This is a genomic window from Bradyrhizobium sp. 17 (genome assembly GCF_023073515.1).
GTDB classification, from domain to species: Bacteria; Pseudomonadota; Alphaproteobacteria; order Rhizobiales; family Xanthobacteraceae; genus Bradyrhizobium; species Bradyrhizobium canariense_D.
In genome coordinates this window covers 17,676-38,239 of record NZ_JADPJQ010000039.1, presented here as the reverse complement: position 1 = coordinate 38,239, position 20,564 = coordinate 17,676, and the positions used below count along the sequence as shown (strand labels likewise).

The 20,564-nt window shown below is 56.0% G+C and carries 13 protein-coding genes and 1 pseudogene; 3 read left to right on the top strand and 11 right to left on the bottom strand.

The annotated features are described in order from the left end of the window. Positions 1 to 27: 27 nt before the first annotated feature. Positions 28 to 441: an extracellular solute-binding protein gene (locus tag IVB13_RS40030; RefSeq protein WP_253075495.1), complete on the bottom strand. Its 414-nt coding sequence runs from the start codon at positions 439 to 441 to the stop codon at positions 28 to 30. A 1,016-nt stretch (positions 442 to 1,457) separates the two neighbouring features. Between IVB13_RS40030 and IVB13_RS07470 the strand changes: the two are divergent. Beyond that, positions 1,458 to 1,694, top strand: a pseudogene (locus IVB13_RS07470) (IS3 family transposase); the annotation flags it as partial. Between the two features lie 30 nt (positions 1,695 to 1,724). On the opposite strand, the gene IVB13_RS07465 reads toward IVB13_RS07470, so the two are convergent. The 4 genes from IVB13_RS07465 to IVB13_RS07450 form a co-directional block, all read right to left on the bottom strand. After that, the gene (locus tag IVB13_RS07465; RefSeq protein ID WP_247488157.1) at positions 1,725 to 2,771 is read right to left on the bottom strand and encodes an ABC transporter substrate-binding protein; all 1,047 of its coding nucleotides are present in this window, start codon (positions 2,769 to 2,771) and stop codon (positions 1,725 to 1,727) included. 260 nt (positions 2,772 to 3,031) lie between these two features. Then, positions 3,032 to 4,783 carry a hydantoinase B/oxoprolinase family protein gene (locus IVB13_RS07460; protein ID WP_247488155.1) on the bottom strand — a complete coding sequence of 584 codons (1,752 nt, stop codon included), beginning with the start codon at positions 4,781 to 4,783 and terminating at the stop codon, positions 3,032 to 3,034. A 4-nt stretch (positions 4,784 to 4,787) separates the two neighbouring features. Then, positions 4,788 to 6,896 (bottom strand): hydantoinase/oxoprolinase family protein, encoded by a 2,109-nt coding sequence (locus IVB13_RS07455; protein ID WP_247488153.1) that lies wholly within the window; start codon positions 6,894 to 6,896, stop codon positions 4,788 to 4,790. Positions 6,897 to 7,434: 538 nt separating this feature from the next. Next, positions 7,435 to 8,478: an ABC transporter substrate-binding protein gene (locus IVB13_RS07450; RefSeq protein ID WP_247356768.1), complete on the bottom strand. Its 1,044-nt coding sequence runs from the start codon at positions 8,476 to 8,478 to the stop codon at positions 7,435 to 7,437. Positions 8,479 to 11,106: 2,628 nt separating this feature from the next. On the opposite strand from IVB13_RS07450, the gene IVB13_RS07445 reads away from it, so the two are divergent. Continuing rightward, positions 11,107 to 11,397: a hypothetical protein gene (locus tag IVB13_RS07445; protein WP_247488150.1), complete on the top strand. Its 291-nt coding sequence runs from the start codon at positions 11,107 to 11,109 to the stop codon at positions 11,395 to 11,397. A gap of 51 nt (positions 11,398 to 11,448) precedes the next feature. Further along, positions 11,449 to 11,979: a gamma carbonic anhydrase family protein gene (locus tag IVB13_RS07440; RefSeq protein ID WP_247488148.1), complete on the top strand. Its 531-nt coding sequence runs from the start codon at positions 11,449 to 11,451 to the stop codon at positions 11,977 to 11,979. Between the two features lie 1,495 nt (positions 11,980 to 13,474). On the opposite strand, the gene IVB13_RS07435 is transcribed toward IVB13_RS07440, so the two are convergent. From IVB13_RS07435 to purU, 6 genes are all read right to left on the bottom strand, one after another. Continuing rightward, positions 13,475 to 13,675, bottom strand: a complete 201-nt coding sequence (locus IVB13_RS07435; protein ID WP_247356764.1) for a hypothetical protein — start codon at positions 13,673 to 13,675, stop codon at positions 13,475 to 13,477. Positions 13,676 to 14,064: 389 nt separating this feature from the next. Further along, complete coding sequence (locus IVB13_RS07430) at positions 14,065 to 14,331, bottom strand: DUF3551 domain-containing protein (RefSeq protein ID WP_247488146.1); 267 nt, start codon at positions 14,329 to 14,331, stop codon at positions 14,065 to 14,067. A 394-nt stretch (positions 14,332 to 14,725) separates the two neighbouring features. Continuing rightward, on the bottom strand, positions 14,726 to 14,998 hold the full coding sequence (locus IVB13_RS07425; protein WP_247488144.1) for a hypothetical protein: 273 nt from the start codon (positions 14,996 to 14,998) through the stop codon (positions 14,726 to 14,728). Between the two features lie 1,058 nt (positions 14,999 to 16,056). After that, positions 16,057 to 17,316 (bottom strand): Glu/Leu/Phe/Val dehydrogenase, encoded by a 1,260-nt coding sequence (locus IVB13_RS07420; RefSeq protein WP_247488142.1) that lies wholly within the window; start codon positions 17,314 to 17,316, stop codon positions 16,057 to 16,059. Positions 17,317 to 18,721: 1,405 nt separating this feature from the next. Further along, positions 18,722 to 19,510, bottom strand: coding sequence for an SDR family oxidoreductase (locus tag IVB13_RS07415; RefSeq protein ID WP_247488140.1), 789 nt, complete (start codon positions 19,508 to 19,510; stop codon positions 18,722 to 18,724). Positions 19,511 to 19,670: 160 nt separating this feature from the next. Beyond that, the gene (gene purU, locus IVB13_RS07410; RefSeq protein WP_247488190.1) at positions 19,671 to 20,534 is read right to left on the bottom strand and encodes a formyltetrahydrofolate deformylase; all 864 of its coding nucleotides are present in this window, start codon (positions 20,532 to 20,534) and stop codon (positions 19,671 to 19,673) included. Between the last annotated feature and the right edge of the window lie 30 nt (positions 20,535 to 20,564).

The window sequence follows — 20,564 nt, the reverse complement described above, 5'->3', positions numbered from 1 at the left end:
AAAACACCCGGACGCAAGCGGAGATCCCTACGCTAGGATCCATTCTTTGAAACGCTTGTTGAGTTCGACATAGTGATCGGCCCAGTACGCATCGTTCCGGAATACGTTCTTGGGATTGTTGAGATCGGGTAGCCAGCGCCGCGCCACCGCGTCTACTTTTTGCTCTGCGTCCTTTGCCACCGGAGTCGCCCCAAGCTTATTGGCTAACAGGGCCTGCCGATCAGGTCTGGTAACGAATTCAAGGAAGCGCATGGCAGCTTCCTTTCGCGGGCTGCCTCTGAGCACGCAGAAGTATTGCTGCACGTTAAGAGTCTGATCGAAAGAGATATCGATCGAAATGCCCGCCTCCTTCGCGGCCTTGACCCGGTTCGCATAAGTAAAGGTGTAGTCGACTTCATTCGTCTGAATGAGCGAGCCCCCCGAGCGGTTGCATCGAACCAGACCTTGACATAAGGCTTGATGCGATCGAGCGCTTTGAAGGCGCGGTCTACATCAAGCGGATACAGCTTGCTTGGCGTAACACCGTCAGCAAGCAAAGCAAGCTCCAACACCTCATCGACGATCCTAGGTAGTGCGCGACGACCAGGGACGTTTTTGATGTCCCAAAGCTGGGCAAAGTCCTTCGGCGGACGCTCGTTTCGGCTTGGATCATAGCCGACGCCACCCGTGTAAACGGCCGTGGGCACAGCAAAGGAAGGCGGCTTCCGAACAAATCGGGCGGGATCAATTAGTTTCGTATCGACCGCCTCCCAAAGACCTTCCTTCTCGCCCGCATAAGCCATAGCACCGGCTGCATCCAATACGTCCCACTGAATGTTGTTACTTTGGATTTGGGCGTTCACTTTCGCTAGATCTGGACCGTTAACATATTCAACCGCGACTCCGGTTTCCGCCGTGAAGGGATTGATCCAGAACTCCTCGATGAAATCACCGTAACTTCCGCCTCAACTGACGAACGAAATTGTTGTAGTAGCTTGCGCCCGGCGGGATGATACGAAGGGAGCCGCGCCCAGAGAGAGGGTCGCACCGAGTTTCGCCGCGCCCGCTAAGACATCTCGACGGTTCATACGACTGTCCTCCACTTCACAAACACCGTTGGTATTTTTCTGGATGCGGAAGATCTATACAAGCAATAAGTCTGCACGTAACGTACAGAACACGTCTTTAATTCAGTTGGTGTATTCGCATGTCTTTTCCGTCCGAAAAGCACCAGGATTTGCTTGCTTCCCCCGGTGGCCTGGTCCCTTGCTTTTAATTTGCGGGCTGTAGATCGATCTGCACTGGCGGCCGTAAGCAGCTTAGGATCAATCGTGGTCGGAGATGACGGTATGTACCTGATGCATCGGTTGACGGACAGCGTCGATGCAGGCCCGACTGCGTTCACCATTAGATGCCAACAGGTGCTGCGCATGTCGCCGCGGCCGGTCTGCTGAAAACGCGGCACTCAGCTCTCTGACTACGTGATCGCGTGAAAGTTATGCTCCGCCATGCGCGCCCAGGACGTCACTGACACGCTGGAGCTGGCCGTCGAATCCTCAGGCTTTGGGTCCGCCGAGCTGCTGCACAAGCCGAAGCTGCTCAGCAACAACGACTCTAGTTACATCGACGGCGAATTGGCGGAATGGATCGAGGCCAACGGCATGAGCCATGTGCGAGGGACTTCGCTGCACCCGCAAACCCAACGCAAGGTCGAGTGCAGGGCGATCGCGTGGATGCACCGCTCTTTAGGTTAGGATCCACTCCTTGAAACGTTTATCGAGGTCGACGAAGTTATCGGCCCAGTATTCATTGCTGAGGAACACGTTTTTAGGATTGCTGAGATTGGGGAGCCAGCGCCGCGCCCGCTCATCTATGCTTTGCTCGGCACCTTTTGTTACCGGGACAACACCAAGTTGGTTGCCTATTAAGGCCTGCTGCGCCGGCCTACTGATAAAATCAAGGAAGCGCATCGAAGCCTCCTTCCGCGGGCTCCCCTTGAGTACAGTGAAATATTGCACCACGTTGATATTTTGACCGAAAGAGAAATCGATCGAAATACCCGCTTCCCTCGCAGACCTGACACGGTTCGCATATGTGATGGTATAGTCAACTTCATTCGTTTGAATGAGGCTCACCCCTTGAGCCGTTTCACCGAACCACTTCTTAACGTATGGTTTGATCCGCTCTAACGCTTTGAAAGCGCGGTCTACATCAAGTGGGTACAGCTCGTTAGGGGCAACACCATCCGCAAGCAAAGCAACGGTCAATGTCTCAGCGGTTCCGTTTGCGCCATGAAGTGCGCGGCGCCCAGGAAAACTCTTAACGTCCCAAAGTTGCGAAAAATCATTCGCTGCATGCTTCGTTCGGGCTGGATCGTACGCTATGCCTCCCGTGTAGATGGCTGTAGGGATGGCAAAAGGAGGCGGTTTGTGAACAAAACGCTCGGAATCGACTATTTTGGTATCGATTGCCTCCCAAAGACCTTGTTTGGCGGCCGCATAAGCCTGAGTCCCAGGCGTATCGAATACATCCCACAGAACGTTATTGCTTTCGACCTGAGCCTTCACCTTCGCTAAGTCTGGACCATTGATATATTCTACTGAGATTCCCGTTTCAGCCGTGAACGGCTTGATCCAGAATTCTTTCACGAAATCACCGTAGCTCCCGCCCCAGCTCACGAAGGAAATTGTCGTGGCAGCTTGCGCACGGCGGGGCGAAATAAATGGAGTCGCGCTCAGCGATAGTGCAGTGCCGAGCTTCGCTGCGCCCGTTAAGAGATCTCGACGGTTCATACGTTGCCTCCTCCAACACAATTCTCTGTAGTTCATTACAATATTACATATCGGACAAGTTATTCCAAGGAATTCGTCCGGCCGGACCGAGCGAGATCGTCAAAACGCAGCACGCCGCCACCAGCTAGGCCATAAGAAATCGAGGCTGGATGCATGGTCGCACGCGGACGTTGTATGCTCCGAGAGAAAAACCGCTTCTATCCAACATGCGGCAGAGAGCATCTTGCCGCCTTAGCGGGCCTGCCTCACGCAATGTTATCTCAAGCTCTCAAAGCTTCGGATGCCGTCTGTCGTCTTGAGCGCAGCAGGGCAGTGGCGTCAGCATCAACACTACGCCGATCCGTAGTGAGGACCACGCCGTATACATCTCGCGCCCTTTTGGGACTCACGATTCCGCCTTGAACATCGCAAAGCACGGCATCAGGGTTACGTCGCCTCGGATCGCCATATCCTCCGCCTCCGGGTGAGGTAATGTTAATCCGGAGCGGCGGCAGGTTGCGTACGCCATATTGGGGAATGTCGAACGGCTCGCCATTCGCGGCGGCAAGTGTCATTGAGCCGGACTGACCTGCGGAGCCGCCATTAACTCCGAAGGCGGTCAGTCCATACCCCCCTTCGCCCCGAAACGAATATTCGGCGGCCACTTCTACGTCCGCGACATAGTTCATGCCAGGACCGCCACGAAATTCACCGGCACCTTCGCCGTCGCACCGCATTTCATGTTTGTGGATGGTGATAGGATAGAACTGCTCCTGGGTCTCCACATTCGCCAATCGTGATCCGCATAATGTTGGTACCAATCCCATTCCAGGAAAGCCATCTCGACCGCGAACGGCACCTGCTGATGGCAGCCCATGCCCGTGGTACAGGACGAAGGTTTCTCCACTTAAGCGGCGGCCAGACGTCACGCAATGCAGCAATTTTCCCCAGCCGGCGCACGCCCGCTTTGGATCGCATGAAGCCAATGCCTTCCAGCAAGCATGAACGATGTTGGTTGCAGGAAATATAGTGTTCATCGTCATCGGCGCCGGCGACCGGGCATTCACGACGGTCCCTTCTGGAGCGTGCACTGTGACTGCGCGGAAAGCGCCCTGGTTCTTAGGCAGTTGCGGACCAAGAAACGCAATGATCGCAAGATAGACGCTGGAGTAGGTATTGGCGATCGAAGAGTTCTTGAAGCCTGAGATCTGCGGCGAACTGCCCGTGAAATCGAGGTGCAGATCTTTATCAGAGACCGTAACACGAACGCGAACCCGGATATCGGCAGGCCCAAAGCAGTCGTTGTCGCTCTCATCCTCGCCTTCATAGACACCGCAAGGCAATCGAGTGATTTCTTCACGAACCAGATGCTCGGCATAGTCGAGAATGCCATTGAGATAGTCGCGCGCTGTCCCCTGCCGCAAGAGCGATAACGCCTCGGCCAAACGTCTGGCACCGATTTCAGTTGAGCCGATCATTGCCCGCAAGTCGCCATCCAAGAGATCCGGACACCGAGTATTCGCAAGAAGCAGCTCCCACAGGTCGCGACGCAACTTACCGGCAGCAATCAGTTGCAGCACCGGAAGCCTGATCCCTTCGTGAAAGATCTCGGTTGCTACCGAATTGTAGGTGCCGGCAGCACCTCCTCCGATATCCGATTGATGGGCTCTGTTGCAACAAAAGGCCAGCAATTCACCCAGCAGAAACACGGGCCGAATAATCGTATAGTCAGGCAAGTGATTGCCGCCAGCAAGATAGGGGTCGTTGAGGATAAACACGTCCCCATCGGCAATCTCCCGGCCGAACCTCTCAAGTACGGCTCTGACCGCAAATCCACCGCCACCGGTATGAATAGGCAATCCGTCGGCCTGCGACACGATGTTCCCGTGGGCGTCGCAAATGAAGCAGGAGAAGTCATGGGACTGGCTGAATATCGTGCTCCGCGCTGTCCGCATCATCACCCATCCCATCTGCCGCGCGATGTGGTCAAGCTGCTTCTGGACGATTGAAAGGCCGATGGGATCGTCAATCATCGCATTACTCCGCGGGGTTCGTCACATGAATGAGAAAGTTGTCACTGGCGTCGACTTCGAGGCGATCGCCAAGACCAATCAGGATGGTCGTGTTCTTTTCCTCGATTAACGCCGGACCGCTCACCGCCTGGCCAGGACGCATCTCGTTACCATCATAGACCGGCACCGTTTGAAAGCCTGAAGTTCGGTTAAGATATACAGAGCGCCGCTCGCATGGCACTGGTGTGGTCTCGAGCGCCGGCAGATCGGGGCGCCGTACTCGCCCCAAACGAGCGATCCCGACCAGCCGCAGGTGAACGATTTCGATCTGCCCGTCGGGCTGATAGTGACCGAATTGGCGTTGGTGTCGAGTTTCGAACTCCGCGCGAACTGACCACGCTTCCCAGCTGTTGACAGGGACTTGCAGCGACCATTGCTGTCCGACATAACGCAAGTCGACGCTTCGCTCGAAGCTGATATCTGAAAGCGCAAATCCGCTGGCCGCTAGCCGTGTCTTAGCCGAAGCGACTAGCTGAGAGAAGCCTCGGTCAATGTCGTCACTCGATTGTTGGTCGAGTAGCTTCAACCAAGTCTCGAGAAAGTCCTCGCGTATGTCGGTGCTACACATGCCGAACGCGCAAAACACTCCTGCAAGGCGTGGCACATACACCGCCGGACAGCCCAGTGCGCGCGCGACGGGGACCGCATGCAGCGCTCCCGCGCCTCCGCCCGCAACGAGCAGGAAGCGCCGAGGATCGTGTCCACGCTCGACGCTAACGCGCTCGATCGCATGCTGCAGACTCTGTTCCAACAAACGAATAACGCCAGACGCAGCAGAAATAGCATCGAGCCTCAGTGGGGCCGCGATTTTGTCTTCGATTGCTGAGCGTGCGAGGGTGAGATCGAGCGTGATGAGCCCACCGGCAAAGGGGCCGGGACGCATCCGGCCAAGCAGAAGATGCGCATCCGTAACTGTGGGATCGTCGCCGCCGAGACTATAACAAGCCGGACCAGGTCGGGCGCCCGCACCGTGCGGGCCAACGTTTAGCAGTCCTCCGGAGTCGACCGCCGCAATTGTGCCCCCACCCCCACTGATTGAATGGATATCAACCGACGGGAGGGTTAAGTGATAGTCGTTGAGAGAAAACGAATCGACCATCGCGATTTCACCTCCATTCATCAAGGTGACGTCGCAACTTGTGCCGCCGATTTCCATTAGCAGCAGGTCATCGCGTTTTGCCATGTCCGCCACGGCACGAAGCGCGCTCGCCCCTGCGGCAGGCCCCGATAGAGCCAACATGGCCGCACGGTCGACCAGCTGTTCAACGCTCGCCGCTCCACCATTGCTCTGAATCAGGAGAAGCGGATAGGCTAATCCCTGCGCTCGCAGATCTTGCTCAAGCTGACGCAGATACGGGACAACACGGGGGGTCACGTAGGCGTTGAGCACCGTGGTTGAGGTACGCTCATATTCACCGAGCACGGGAGCGATATCCGCCGAAATGGACAACCAGACCTCTGGCCAACTCTTTCGAACTAGCTGAGCGCACATCCGCTCGTGTCTATCATTGCGATAACTGTTGAGCAGACAGATCGCCACGGAAGTCACCCCCTCTCGTCGGAACGTATCGATCGCTCGTTCTATGCTCTCGGGCTCAGGAGCTCGTATTGGACAGCCGCTTTTGTCCATCCGCTCCCGAACCGGCAGCCGCAGATGGCGTGGAACGATCGGATCCGGAAACGGAGTGCGATGGTCCCATGCATCTTCCCGAAAGCCACGCCGAATCTCGAGCGCGTCGCGAAAGCCTTCGGTCGCAAGCAGGCCAACGACGGCTCCCTTTCGCTCAAGAATTGTGTTGGTCGCGATCGTCGATCCGTGAACAAACACACGACAGTTCGCAAGCAGGCTTTGAACGGAGATCCCCAGACCATTTGCAGCTAGCTCCACGGCGGCAATGACACCTATGGCCGGATTAGGCACGTTGGTCGGCGACTTGAAGGTGAAGAGCGCGCCGGTAGCGTCAGCGACTACGAGATCAGTGAATGTGCCTCCGACATCAACTCCGATTCGCCACGGGGCAGTTGCGGTGGGCTTTTGGTTGAGGTCTGTCTTGTTGACCGAGCCGATACTCATCGCACATTCTCCAATGCTGATGCGGGTTGACCATCAGCGCACGAGCATTGCCTACTCGCGCCTGCTGACCGCCAGACAGCTGTAGCGAGACGCGACCGAGTCACTCGATCACGAGCCTGGCTTGGCGCATCCTTAGTCAAGTCTGTCCGATCGATGCGTGATCTGCGGGGCAGAATGGACACCGAAGCTGGCCACGGTTGTCCTTGAAGTTCGCCTGGAAGTATCAAATGGCTCACTGCGCATGCGCGAACGAACTGAACTAAGGCGGCGGCTTAGCGCCGGCACTTCTCCTCAGTGTCATAAGAGCCGGAAATCGGGTTGCTGATGGGCGTCGACTCGCGCTTAAGCACCCGCACATTCGTGTCCGATCGCGAAAGGGATGGAATGAAGACGAGGTAGCGCGGGGGATCAATCCGAACCTGGCACAACATATCGCGCCGCGAGTCGGTGAGCCTGGATTTGGAACTAAGGATATCGCCCGCCATTCTCGCCTTCCTCTCCATGTACGATCGTGGTCGAAAAAGAAAAATGCGAAATCCTACATTAGGATCCACTCTTTGAAACGCTTGTCGAGCTCAACGTGATGATCGGCCCAGTACTCCTCGTTTGTGAACACATTCTTGGGACTGTTGAGATCGGGAACCCAACGCCGCGCCCTCTCGTCCATGCTTTGCTCGGCGCCTTTTGTCACCGGCAAGACACCAAGTTTGTTGGCTATTAAAACTTGCTGCGCTGGCCTGGTAATGAACTCAAGGAAGCGCATCGCAGCTTCCTTCCGCGGACTGCCCCTGAGTATGGTGCAGTATTGCACAGAGCTGATACACTGGCCGAAGGAGAAATCGATAGATACACCCGCTTCCTTCGCAGACCTGACCCGGTTCGCAAACGTGAAGGTATAGTCCACTTCATTGGTCTGAATAAGCGATACCCCCTCGGCAGTGGCCGAATACCATTTCTTGACGTGCGGCTTGATCCGATCCAACGCCTTGAAGGCCCGATCTACGTCAAGCGGATACAGCTCGGTCGGCGCAACACCGTCCGCAAGCAATGCAAGCTGAAGCGTCTCACTAGTGCCGTTTTCCCCGCGAAGGGAACGACGCCCAGGGAAGTTCTTGACATCCCAAAGCTGGCCAAAGTCGTCCGCCGGGCGCTTCGTTCGGCTTGGGTCATATGCGATCCCACCCGCATAGATGGCCGTGGGCACAGCGAAAGCGGGCGAGCTCCGCGCAAATCGCGTGGAATCAACTATTTTGGTGTCTATCAGCTCCCAAAAACCTTCCTTCGCGCCCGCATAGGCCACAGCACCGGACGTATCGAACACATCCCATAGAACGCTGTTACTCGTGACTTGTGCCTTCACCTTCGCCAGATCTGGACCATTGACGTAGTCTACAGAAATCCCGGTTTCTGCCGTGAACGGCTTGATCCAGAATTCCTTGATGAAATCACCGTAGCTCCCACCCCAACTCGCGAAAGAAATTGTTGTACCAGCTTGGGCCTGACACGGTACGACGAAGGGAGCCACGTTCGCAGCGAACGCGCCAAGTTTTACCGCGCCCGACAAAACATCTCGCCGATTCATATCTCACTGCCTCCCGCCATGAAGTCGTGCTATGCGATACGAGTTAGCGAAGAGTATTTCATCGTATTAGACTGTCAACGGCTATTATATTGAGATCAGCGCCCGCTGTGTTGGCGTCACGAGCCGAGCAAGTGAGAAAGGCTTGTCGTCGCGTACACGTCGATTCCGAGTCAGCAACTTGCGCGCTATCTTGGTGCGTTCCGAAGGCGCCCGTCAGTTTGAGCGCTCCAACGGACCCAAGCTGTTTACGAGGAAAGAGGATTCACAATTTCGACCTTAGTTGCACGCGCGCCGGCATCAGCTACGCGTGAAGAGGCGCAAGGCACGGCTAACCGCCCGCTCGATAGCAAAACGATAGTACCCTTCGAGTCCGTCGCCATGCGAGTCGCGGCGTTCTTATCGCGAATGGAGTTCTGGGTACGTCGGAATCCGCTTTTGCTCATTTTCGATGATGGAGATACCTTCATCGGCTTCTATCCCGGGTTTGCGAGCATCATGTAGGCTGTATTGCCGCCGCAATTTTCGCGGCTGCCCTTGCCGACAAATTTGTTTCAGTACAGCTTCCGCCAAGATGCACGCTGATCCCATTGTCTTTGCAGACAAAGACGGCTTTGGCTATGTCGGCGACCGAGCCGATATCATCTTGATCTGAATTGGACGAGCCGCTTTTGCCGGGCGAACAGACGGATGTCGTTGGCTGTGTTGCATTGCTCGTCAACTACAAGCGTGGCGCTGCGCCACGCTTGTCAGGAAGCGTGACGATCTTGGCGTACTCCATCTAGCTGAGCTTTCGTTGATTCAAAGTCTACGGACATTCGATCTGAACGCGGTAGCCCGGCACGTCATCGGCATCCAACCTCGCACAACACGTTCGAGCGAGCGGTTCAGCATGCTCCCAATTCCGGAGCCTAGGGGCTGTTTTCAGGCGCGATGCCTGCGCCTCAGTAACAGGATAAGAGACCACACGGATTGCGGAGCAAGAAGAAGCTCTCAAGGAGCTAACCTTGCGAGCCGATCGACGACAGCGGCTTAGCCACATATGGACTATGTGAAGCAATTGTTGAGCAACAAGAACAGGCGATCTGTCTCAATCGGTCGCGATCCCGAACACGAAGCGCCCCACGCGTCTTTGCAATCAGTCCCTGGTTCTCGTATCGAATAAGCATTTCGGTTACGCTAGCTCGACGTAACCCGAGCATTGTGGCTATGTGCTCATGGGTCACGGGAAGTTCCATTCCAGCGAAAGCATCCGACGCGTGGCACAGCCATCCGGAAACACGTTGCTCAACACTATGGCTGAGAGCACAAAGCGCAACCTGTGAAGTATGAACCAACAGCGCTTGAACGCGGCAAAAGAGCCGACTTTTAATGTCAGGTTGGGCTTCCATTGCGCACTGCAAATCGCTTACTCGGATAGAAAGGACCGTCCCTGACGTCACCGCAATTGATTGGTGACCCGCCACATCCATACCAAGTAGCGTGGATACCCCCAATATTCCTCGATGGTCGATGAGCGCGATCTCAACCGAGTTCATACTTGAATTTCGGCGAAGGGATACCAGGCCGCTTTCGATGAAGCCGAGATTCTCCACGGGCCTGGACTGCTCCTCGAGAACGCTATTTCGTTTAAAGGAGACCGGACGGAGGTAGCACCGCAGGCGCTCAAACTCTGCTGGCGGCAGACTATTCAGAATCGTATTCCTGATGTTGATGCGTTGCGCAAGCATCACTACCGCCCCCCCCATCTCGCCTTTGAGGGCATGGTTGCCGCGTTAGTATCTTGTTGCTGCAGCGGTCGCGGCTCGCAGCGAATTTCGAAGCGCATCGAGGTGCCCCGACTGTTTTCCCATCTGAAAGTCACTTCGTTTGAATGTCGCATCTGATACCATGTATCGCTATATAATATCTCCTATCTTAGCGGGATTGGCAAGGGTTCGTTTTGCTGGGCTTGGCGGTCGCACTGCGCCACTCAGAATCGGGGTTCCTTGTTTGCGACCAGGTCTTGGTCGGGGGCACCAATTCCTTACCGCGAGGAGATTGAAGCGCCCCCCCGCTGGCTCCGTCTTCGACGCGCCTTGGATGCAAAATGCCAAAATGCTGGATGCCACAGCGCGGACGACTGCCAGCTTTGGAGCTAAGTTGGTATGCCTGGTCGTCTCCTTCCCGCGGAAGTATACGGTTCCTTCACCTGCAGCTCTTGCTTGATTTAGCGAAATAGCTTGATCGACTTTCTGTGCGAGTCGAGGAAGGAATTAACCGAATCCCCGAGAGGAGCGCGGGCATCCTTTTTTCAACGATTTGACCGGCGGTTCTAATCCTCACGTGCTTCGCACTGACACGGAGCTTGATACGCCCTACATAGATTCCGGAGCTTGATCGTTTCGACCATGCGAACGATCCTGGCTCGACCCAGTGTCTCGCGTGAGAGAGGTTTCAGGGCGTCCTCGCCTTCAACAAGGCAACTACGACAAGGAAGGGGCCCCTAATGCAATGGTGTTCAGAGTTTACAAGCGCGTCGAAACGTCAAGATGTCCACTTTCTTGATTTGAGCACTCGTGAGGCCCTCTCAGCGCATCTTTGAAACGGCCACAGCTTTTGGGTCCAGCGGCAGCAGCTGAACTCTTTGGAATGAGCGCTTTCGATCACAAATCCGTTTGCAAAATCCGAGATGCATGCATGCCCCCTGAATTTGGTATCGCGCCCTTTGCGGACGAGACCGTCTGGCGCATCGCCGGTGCGAGAGCCGCACGACATCTGCTCGATGATTGGCCGTTTGTCGAAGTGCGCTTGAGGGGATACGTCATTTACATGACCGTATGCGACATTGCGCGCGCGGCAGAGGACGCCGAAATCGTTGCTGCTTTTCGCTCCGTCAGCCGGGACGATGCGCATGCCGCGACACCGCAGGTACAGGCTTGAAGATATGCGTTCGACTGTGCCAAGTTCGCTTCTCTTACGCAGGGGACGTTCATGGCAATTTACGAACTGGACGGGCAGGCGCCCGATCTTCCGCTTAATGGGGACTACTTTATTGCGGATACTGCAGCACTGATTGGCAAGGTGCGGATTGAGAAGGGCGCGAGCGTCTGGTTCGGTGCCGTGATTCGCGGTGACAATGAGTGGGTTCAGATCGGCGAAGGTTCAAACGTCCAGGACAATTCGACCTGCCACAGTGATCCAGGTTTTCCGCTGATCATTGGCAAGAACTGTACGATTGGCCATAACGTCGTTCTGCACGGTTGCACATTGGAAGATGGCGCGCTTATCGGTATGGGGTCTATTGTGTTGAATGGCGCGAAGGTCGGTCGGGGCAGCATTGTAGGTGCGGGTTCGGTTATTACCGAAGGTAAGACGTTTGCTGAACGATCCTTGATCATGGGTGCGCCGGCGCGAGCGATCAGGCGACTTGATCTCGCCCAAATCGAGCGGATAGAGAGAGCCGCAACGTTTTACCTCGCGAACGGCCCACGGTTCGAGAAAGGTTTGAAGCGGATCGGCTGATTCTAAACCGGAGCCAAGGACCGCCGCTCAAAGGCGTTTCACCATCACTTTGCAATGCTCGTCATTTTAAGCATCCTGCGGCTGGACGTGTCGCCCGATGCCTGAGCCAAGCAGTTCTTATAAATGGCGACCATTGTGACGACCTGGGCGCGAACGTTCCGTGACCTTCGCGAGCCGCGGCGACCTGAGAATTGATTTCTGCTGCCAGCTCCACAGGTCTCCAGACTATCGGTTGATCAGAAAATCAGCCTGCGCGTCTCGTCCTTGACGGCGCGGGCCCGCAATGCTGCGCGATCTGATAGAGAAAAAAGGCCGCCCCGCAAAAGGGGGCGGCCAGTATGGTCCGTCGCGGGAGGAATAATGCGACGAACAACGTCATAACTAGAATTGCGCGCCGCCAACACTGGCATGCGGCCGGGCACCGGCCAAAACACTCCGTATTGTATACTAATACATTATATTTATGCCAAACGCAACAGCTTTTTGAAGATAGCGGCTGGAACATTGAAAGATAGCGGCTCGAACCAAACGTCACGAACTACGGCGCTCGCCAACGGTGAAAGCGCGTAGTTTGCGCGAGCATTGCGCGTCCGCGCCAATGGAGCTGATACAACTTTTGGCGCAGTGTACTGGAAAATCAATGAGCGAGGCCGCGAGAAGCTCGCAACTCACTGCCGCCGCCCCGCGTTTGTTGTGAGCGTCATCTTACTGGTCGAGCGTCGAGGTACCTTGGCAAGCGCGCGATGGGTGCCATGAAACGCTCGATCACTGGCGTAGCGAGCATCAGCACGACGCCTTGGGCATTCACGTTGGCCTACTTGAGGCACGTCGGTGAAAACGGCAACCTTGGGTGGCCCCTAGCCCATAGCCGAAGATCGAGCGAGCCCTTACGCCCTTGACTACGCAAATCGGATTGCAGATGGGATGGAAGCCCGAAGGAGCAGCTCAGGTTGCAGCGAAGCGACAGCTAGGTCCCGATCAAGATTTCAGGTCCTGCCCCGCTTATACCAAGCTCTGCGCATTAGCGCTACGAGCAACATCAGGATCATCAGTTCTGATTCCGTTCGGCGATTGGATCGCGGTCCCCTATTCGCGATCACGACTGCCGGCGCGAGCGCATCGAAACCCGCACAGAAGCCAATCCTTACGTTGACCTGAGAACGAAAGTGAGTCGAATCAAGGCCGCGAATATGAAGGATGACCGAACGAGGCCAGCATTGGCAAACGACAGACGAGCCGAAAAAGTAAGGCCAGAGATGACAGCAACGAAATGAACGACTGCGCGACGAATAGCAGCGGCATTTAGTGATCAGACCACTCGTTACCCCCGATCGATCTGAGGTCTGGAAGTCGAGCAAAATTCCCGTTACGCGCCTCATCGACTTGGCTGCCTCGTCGGGATACGCTTCTGCCAAGTGCGTGGCGGACGCAGTCACATAAATCGTCGCTGCAGAACCGGCTCCGTGGCTCCTCAGTGACGAGACCCTAGTTGAGCCTAACGCCCCGTTGTCGGGGCTTTGGAAAGAGCATCGCGACCGATTTGTTTGAGGCGGTCAGGTCTCATTTCACCTGTGGCCGCGGCTTCCAACATTTTCGAGGCGACATGGGTACGAGCACCGGTATCGTACCGGGAAACATTCTTGCAGACGTCGTCGAGGACCATCCGTAGGAGCGCAGTGGTGGGGGCATCCAACATTTGGAGATCTCCCTCATTCTCTAGCGGGTAGCGTGGCGGAATTTCGCGCCCCGCGCGGAAAGCTACCCAAAGTAGAACAGTCGAAAGGTCACTGTGGAGGAATAAGCTGACAAGAACGCAACAAGGAGATGTCTGTTTGACGCTTTCGCGTTGTTTTCCTTGAATTGAATTAAAAACCCACACTCGACGGCGCGTGACTCCGATCAGCCACTAGGTCCCAATCGTTGTTGCTCCGCGTCTTGATGCACCTGAGGAAATTGCATCGCGAGCGCGCTCGATGCCGGGCGCCCAGATCAGGCGGCGTCCAACGTCTCTCAAGCTTGCACGGCAGGCCCATTGATGTGCGCAATACTCCGACCGATGTCTCGATCAGACCTGACGATCACACATCAGCGCAACTGTCCTCCTTGTCGCTGGAAAGCGTAGATCGGATTCATACCGCAATAGGCGTAGGTGCCGGATGCAGTTGCCGTGCACTGGTCATAGGTCGAAAACTGGCAATTCCCAGGATATCCCCAGATACGTCCCTGCAGGCAATAAACGTCCCGCGGAGCCGGACGGATATTCGAACGCCCCCGCGGAGCCGCGGTCGAAGGCGATCCAACGCCGACGAGGATGGGAAGGGCAAGCACACCGATAAACAGAACGTTCCGCATGAGATCACTAGCCTCCGTTAAGTCTTGCTGAAAGATATAGGATCCGGATTTGATGCTTTGATCTTAGTCAATGGCAAATACCGGTCGCCGTCCCGGGGCCGATCGCCTTTCGAAAGAAGCTCGGGTGTAACGGAGCTCCTAGTTCGGAGCTTTAATTCTGTTTGCACCTTTCTAGCGTGATGCGGCGCAAAACGAGGTCAAACAATGGATCGAGCTTGGGATCTCTCGCGCTCCGGAATGAGCCGGTTCGGGTCGGTCGCAAGTCGACGGCGAGCTTAGCAATGACGGAAACGATGGAAAATTCGCGGCACTTTTGGTTTGCCGTCGAGCGCGTATTGCTTGAGCTGCAGCACTTAAGGGACCTGGGGGCTCATGAATGGCTCGACCAAGAGCTCTAGGATTTTGTGATCGGCCTGATCCGGCGCAGCAGTGAATCGGCATACTCCTCGCGCTCGAGCGTGAAGCGCTCTTGATGCGCTTTGAAGATTTCGACCCGCTTCCTGATCTCATCGCGTTCGCTGGCGCCATAGTCGGGCACGCTGAGGCCAGTCCACTCGCCGACTTTGTCTGGCTGCGGCCGCGGCCGCTCGATCTCCACCTTCAGCGATTTGGCGAACGCCATCGTTTCAGCAACGAGCGCATCGAGTTCGCTCTTACAGTCATACATTGAAGCCCTCCGCACGACTCGGCCGCGCTAGACGAGCCAGTTCATCACAACCCAGCCTGCAACATGATGGCGCAGACGCCCAACGCCAGATCGGAACGACCAACCCTCTTCCGCCTCTTCTTGAAAAACGGCCGCCGACAGTATAGCCCGCGGCCCTCCGGGGCTCAAAATTGTTCGTCGTGATTAAATGCAGACCAGCCCCGGTGACAGAGATCCTAACCCAAAACACGTTGTTTCCTAGTTTTACCATTCAGGAAGCTTAACCCTGGCCGACAAGTTTCTGCTGGGAACGGGCCCGGCCTGCAGACGAACTTCACCGCTACCCTCTTTCAAATCATCCGAAATCGGCCTGGCTCCGCAAGCGGCCCGACATATATTATGTCGATGAAGGCCTCTTTGGTGGGCTGGATTGCGGCTAGAAGCCTTTTAGGATGTGATCAACCTTGGTCCGTGCCCGGGTCGGAGATCAGTGGCGCGCCCCCAGCTGAAACCGACCCTTCTGATTACGCGGGCTGGCTGCTCCTCTTGGCCAGTTTTGAAATGGTGGGGGTTGGCGGCGGAGGAGGAGCTGGAGGCGAAAGAGACGCGGAAACGGTCGGATTCTGCAAATAGTCAATATTGGACGTCAGCGGTGCAAGCTGATCCGACCGCCGTTTTAAATCCGTGCACGCCTGAAGCAACTCTGGCCGCAAAGCGACCTTTCGGATCCTCTCCCTTGATGGTGAAGGCACCCGCGGACTTTTCGCGCGTGGGATTGAGAATTCTTCCGCGGTCTCCAGAGCCTTCGCGCGCTCGATCACCGGCGCCCTTTCAGGGCGGCAACGTCAACCGATCTCGAATCGCCATCAGCCCTAAAGCAAAGCAGTGAATCACAGATTGGACCTTGTACCCTCCAAATGGTCTACAACCGCAAACTTCTTCGCCCAGCTCGTGCTGGTAGGTCGCCCGTGTCGCGGATTCTTCCAATCAATGCCCTCGAGAATAAAGGCTGAGATTGACACCTCGCCGTCCGACACGCCGAGGGCAGCAAACGGAAAGAGCCTGCAGGGGGCGCTCTGCTATGGGAACAGCCCACGTGTCTCCTTGGCACCGCGCACCCGCTCTACGCCTATGGCCATAGCAGCAGTCCGGCTTAAGATCTTGTCTCGCTTGCTTCGCGCCAAGACGCGATCAAACGCGCGATCCAACACCTGATATTCCCGCCGCATGACCTCGTCCTCCTCCCAAAACAATCTCTGAAGGTCCTGCACCCATTCAAAGTAGCTAACAACTACGCCTCCGGAATTGCACAAAATATCCGGGATGAGAAAGATGTCCTTCTGTCGCTCTTCCAAGATCCGGTCGGCCTCGGGCGTTGTCGGGCCATTCGCGCCCTCCGCGAGTATGCGGCATCGCAGACCATTGGCGATCTTGGCGTCGATTACCCGCTCCATTGCCGCGGGTACGAGTATGTCACACGTCAGCGTCAACAGCTCCTGAGAATCCAAAACGAGCTCACTAGAGTAGCCTTGTAAGCTACCACGCAAAGCTGCATGTCTGACCAATTGTGGAATATCGAGACCCGCGGGGCGATAGAGTGCGCTCGTGTGGTCGCTCACCGCGATCACCTTGACGCCCATATTGTGTAGCTCGAGAGCGGTAATCGAACCAACATTTCCGAACCCTTGCACGATCGCTGTTGCGCCACCGAGATTCATGTTGAGTTCGGCCGCGGCGCGACCGACCAGATGAGCAACGCCTCGTCCTGTCGCCTCACGGCGCCCCAAGGTGCCGCCGGCACTGACAGGTTTGCCTGTCACGATTTCGGTGACCGTTTGCCCCTGGTACATTGAATACGTATCCATGAACCAAGCCATAATCTGTTCGTTTGTCCCCATATCTGGTGCCATCACATCGGTATGCGGCCCGACAAAGGGAATCATTTCTTGCATATACCGACGCGAAAGCGCCTCGAGCTCGCGCTTAGTCAGATTGGAAGGATCTACGCAAATTCCTCCTTTTGCGCCACCATACGGCAGTCCGACCAGCGCACACTTCCAACTCATCCAAATCGCGAGCGCAGCCACTTCACCGAGATCAACGCTGGTCGCGAAACGCGTGCCACCTTTCGTCGGGCCAAGGGTGAGGTGATGCTGAACGCGATAGCCCTCAAAGACGGCGGTCGTCCCGTCGTCACGATGTATCGGACAAGAGACTATGACTGCTCGCTTGGGCAGTAGTAGCCTAGCTCTAACGTCTCCCGGTAGGCACAGATAATCCGCTATTACTTCAAACTGTTTTTCGGCCATCTCAAAGACCGGCCCATGATATGCGGTCACGTTAGCTCCTTTAGCTGCAAACGACTCATCAGATGTTGACCCGTGCTGTACTTGGACGGAGGCGCATCGAACGGATGACGATGCTCTATTGGTGGCACAACTGATAAGCCACTGAATCACCCAAGTGAGGGCAACAGCTCCTGTGCGCGTCGCTTCCAAATCTCAAGCTAGAGCTCCAGTTTGCATCTGGCTGCTGAGAGCCATGAAAATAGGTGAGGACCCAAAGGCCTCACACAGGAAGTAGCAGCAACGAAAGAGTAGCCACTTTTTTGTCGTCTTCGCAGAACTTGATCCTCCTGGCGTGACCGCAACCGACCTACGATTGCCTTCCAGCGACACGCTGAAACCTTTCAGTCGTCAGAACGGACGCTCCAGACTCTTGTATCTCGCGCGCGAGCGCAGACGCTCCAAGAAATGAGTTCTTCCTTCGAACGAACGAGACGGTCGTAGGAGCTGATGCAGCGGTAGGGCTCCTGACGCCGTCGCGAAAGGCAGGGCGAGACAGCGTGCTAGGTAGAGTTCGGATCGCGCAGATTTCCGCGAGCGCATCTCCGCTTTTTTTTACAAAGGGGATAGTTAGCGGATTAGGCTTGGCTGAAAATCCAAGCAACCCTCCATGGTAACAACCGTCGAAGCCGAGCACGGCGGAACGGTTGGTGACGATCCGAGCTAACTGGATGCTGAACATGTTTGCTTCCGTTCCAGAATTGACGAAACGGACACGCTCTATGGAAGAGAACAGTCCTGCGAGGAGCTCCGCCAGTTCGCCTTCAAGGGACGTGTGGCCGCCGAGGCTCCAGCCGAGGTCCAGCCGCCTCATCACTGCTTCACGGATAACTGGATGGCTGTGACCGTATATTCCCGCCGTCATCTCGCAAACAAAGTCACGATACTCATGTCCGTCCACATCCAAAAAGGAGAGCGGTCGGAGATGGGGATGGATGCAGTTAGGGTTTACCGGCGGCAAACTGTCTCGTAAATACTACGTAGCGCATCGCGCTACTATACAGTAGACGCAACCGCAAAGGTTAGTTTGGCTGCAGCGCCAAAAGGACCGCTCAGCCGCAGCGAGCTGCGGACACCCACTCATGGCGTGGAACTTGATCATCATAGCATCGATGGGGCGGGTTTGCGTCCGCTTGCTAGACTGGCATGTCGGTGTAACCACACCCTGTAGGCAGGCGATCGAAAGACTAATCGAAAGGGTTACGATGTTATCGCTGCTCTGAGACATTAAGGCGGGAAGCTCTCGCGCCCATGGGGGCCTGACCGCGTTTCGGACCGATCGGCTTCTCCCACGCCTGCTCGGGAGAGCTAAGCTTGACGCAGCTGCGCTTGCAGATTGCTCGCGGCGATACTTATCCTCCGCCAGATGGCGCGACGCCTGGAGGCAGGGGCAAACTGGTTACGAGAGCAAATGCATTCCCGCATCCACGCGGACGCATTCGCCGGTCATATTGCTAGATGCAGGACTGGCCAGGAAGTAGATGAGCTGCGCTACGTCGTTGGCGGAGGAGGCGATCTTGAGCGGCACGCGCTCTACTATCGCATCCCGCACCTGTTTCGCGCCAGCTTCGCCACGGCCCTTCGTGAACCAGGGAGTATCAATATAGCCGGGGCAAACCGCATTCACGCGGATGGAAGGCGCGAGCGCACGAGCCAGCGAGAGCGTCATAGCATTGACAGCGCCCTTGCTTGCAGCGTATGCGACCGACGAACCCAAGCCATTGATGCCGGCGACAGACGAGACGTTGACCACAGAGGCGGCCCGCATATTTGCCTTCGCACTCGCTTCCAGCAGCGCTCGTGCTGCCCGTATCATCTGATAAGGCCCAATGGTGTTGACCGCATAGATTTGCTGAAACTCTTCAGCTGAAAGCCCATCGAGTTTGTGGTGCGCCATATGTTTCGTCGTACCGGCATTGTTGACCAGAACGTCGAGCCGGCCCCACTGCGCCTCAGCAACAGCGACAATTTTCCTACAATCCGAATCACGCGAAACATCCCCCTGCACCACAATTACCTCGGCAGCGCCGGCCGCACGGCAGGTAGAGGCAGTGGCCTCAGCTTCCTTCTGGCTATTGGAATAGTTAATCACAATGCTCGCGCCATTTTTGGCGAGCAGTGTCGCGGTGGCCGCTCCAAGCCCCGACGCTGAACCCGTCACGATTGCACACAAACCATTCTCTGACATCGCTTCCTCCTATGTAGCCAAACTCTTCTCAAGCAGCGGCAAACGATTGTGGGCTTCCAATCAATTCGCGATGCATTTATGTGCTTCGCGCGCCACATTGTCGCACGTCAAGCTTCAGCGCTGCTCTCGAACAGCTCCGCCTTATTCTGTCGCGCTCCGTTCAGCCGGTAAAGACGACCGCCTTCATTCCATTGAGCATCACGCGATCTTCCAGGTGATGGCGCACAGCTCGGGCGAGAACGCGCCGCTCGATGTCGCGCCCTTTGCGAACGAGGTCCTCTGGCGTGTCGCGATGCGAGATCCTTTCGACATCCTGCTCGATGATCGGTCCTTCGTCGAGATCTGAGGTCACATAATGGGCGGTTGCTCCGATGAGCTTGACGCCTCGCGCATGGGCCTGGTGATAGGGCCTGGCGCCCTTAAATCCAGGTAGAAATGAGTGATGAATGTTGATGCAGCGTCCCGACAACTTCGCCGAGAATCCGTCCGATAGGATTTGCATGTAGCGCGCAAGGACAACAAGATCCGTGTTTGTCTCCTGCACAATCTCCCAAATACGCGACTCTTGCTCCATCTTAGTCTGCTTCGTGACAGGCAAGTGATAGAACGGCAATTCTCCCAGATCGGTAGAAGCCAAGTGCTCGCGCCCATGATTGGAAACAATTCCACTCACTTCCATGGGCAATTCGCCAATGCGCCAGCGATATAGCAAATCCGCTAGACAATGATCGAATTTAGAAACCAGAAGCATCACCCGTTTTTTTGCAGAAGTCTCTCTCAGCGTAAATGTCATAAGGAAGCGCTGAGCCAGTTCTTCGATAGCGGCCAAAATCTCCGCTTTTGATTTCGCCTGCTCGAGCCGATCGAACACCACGCGCATGAAGAAGCGGCCGGCCTCTTCATCATCGAATTGCTGAGCGTCGGTGATGTTACAGCCTGCTTCAAACAAGATGCTCGAGACAGCCGATACGATGCCCGGTCGATCAGGGCATGACAATGCAAGGATCATAGAATGCTCGGACATGGTAGTCATCGCCTGACGGCGATCCCTCGC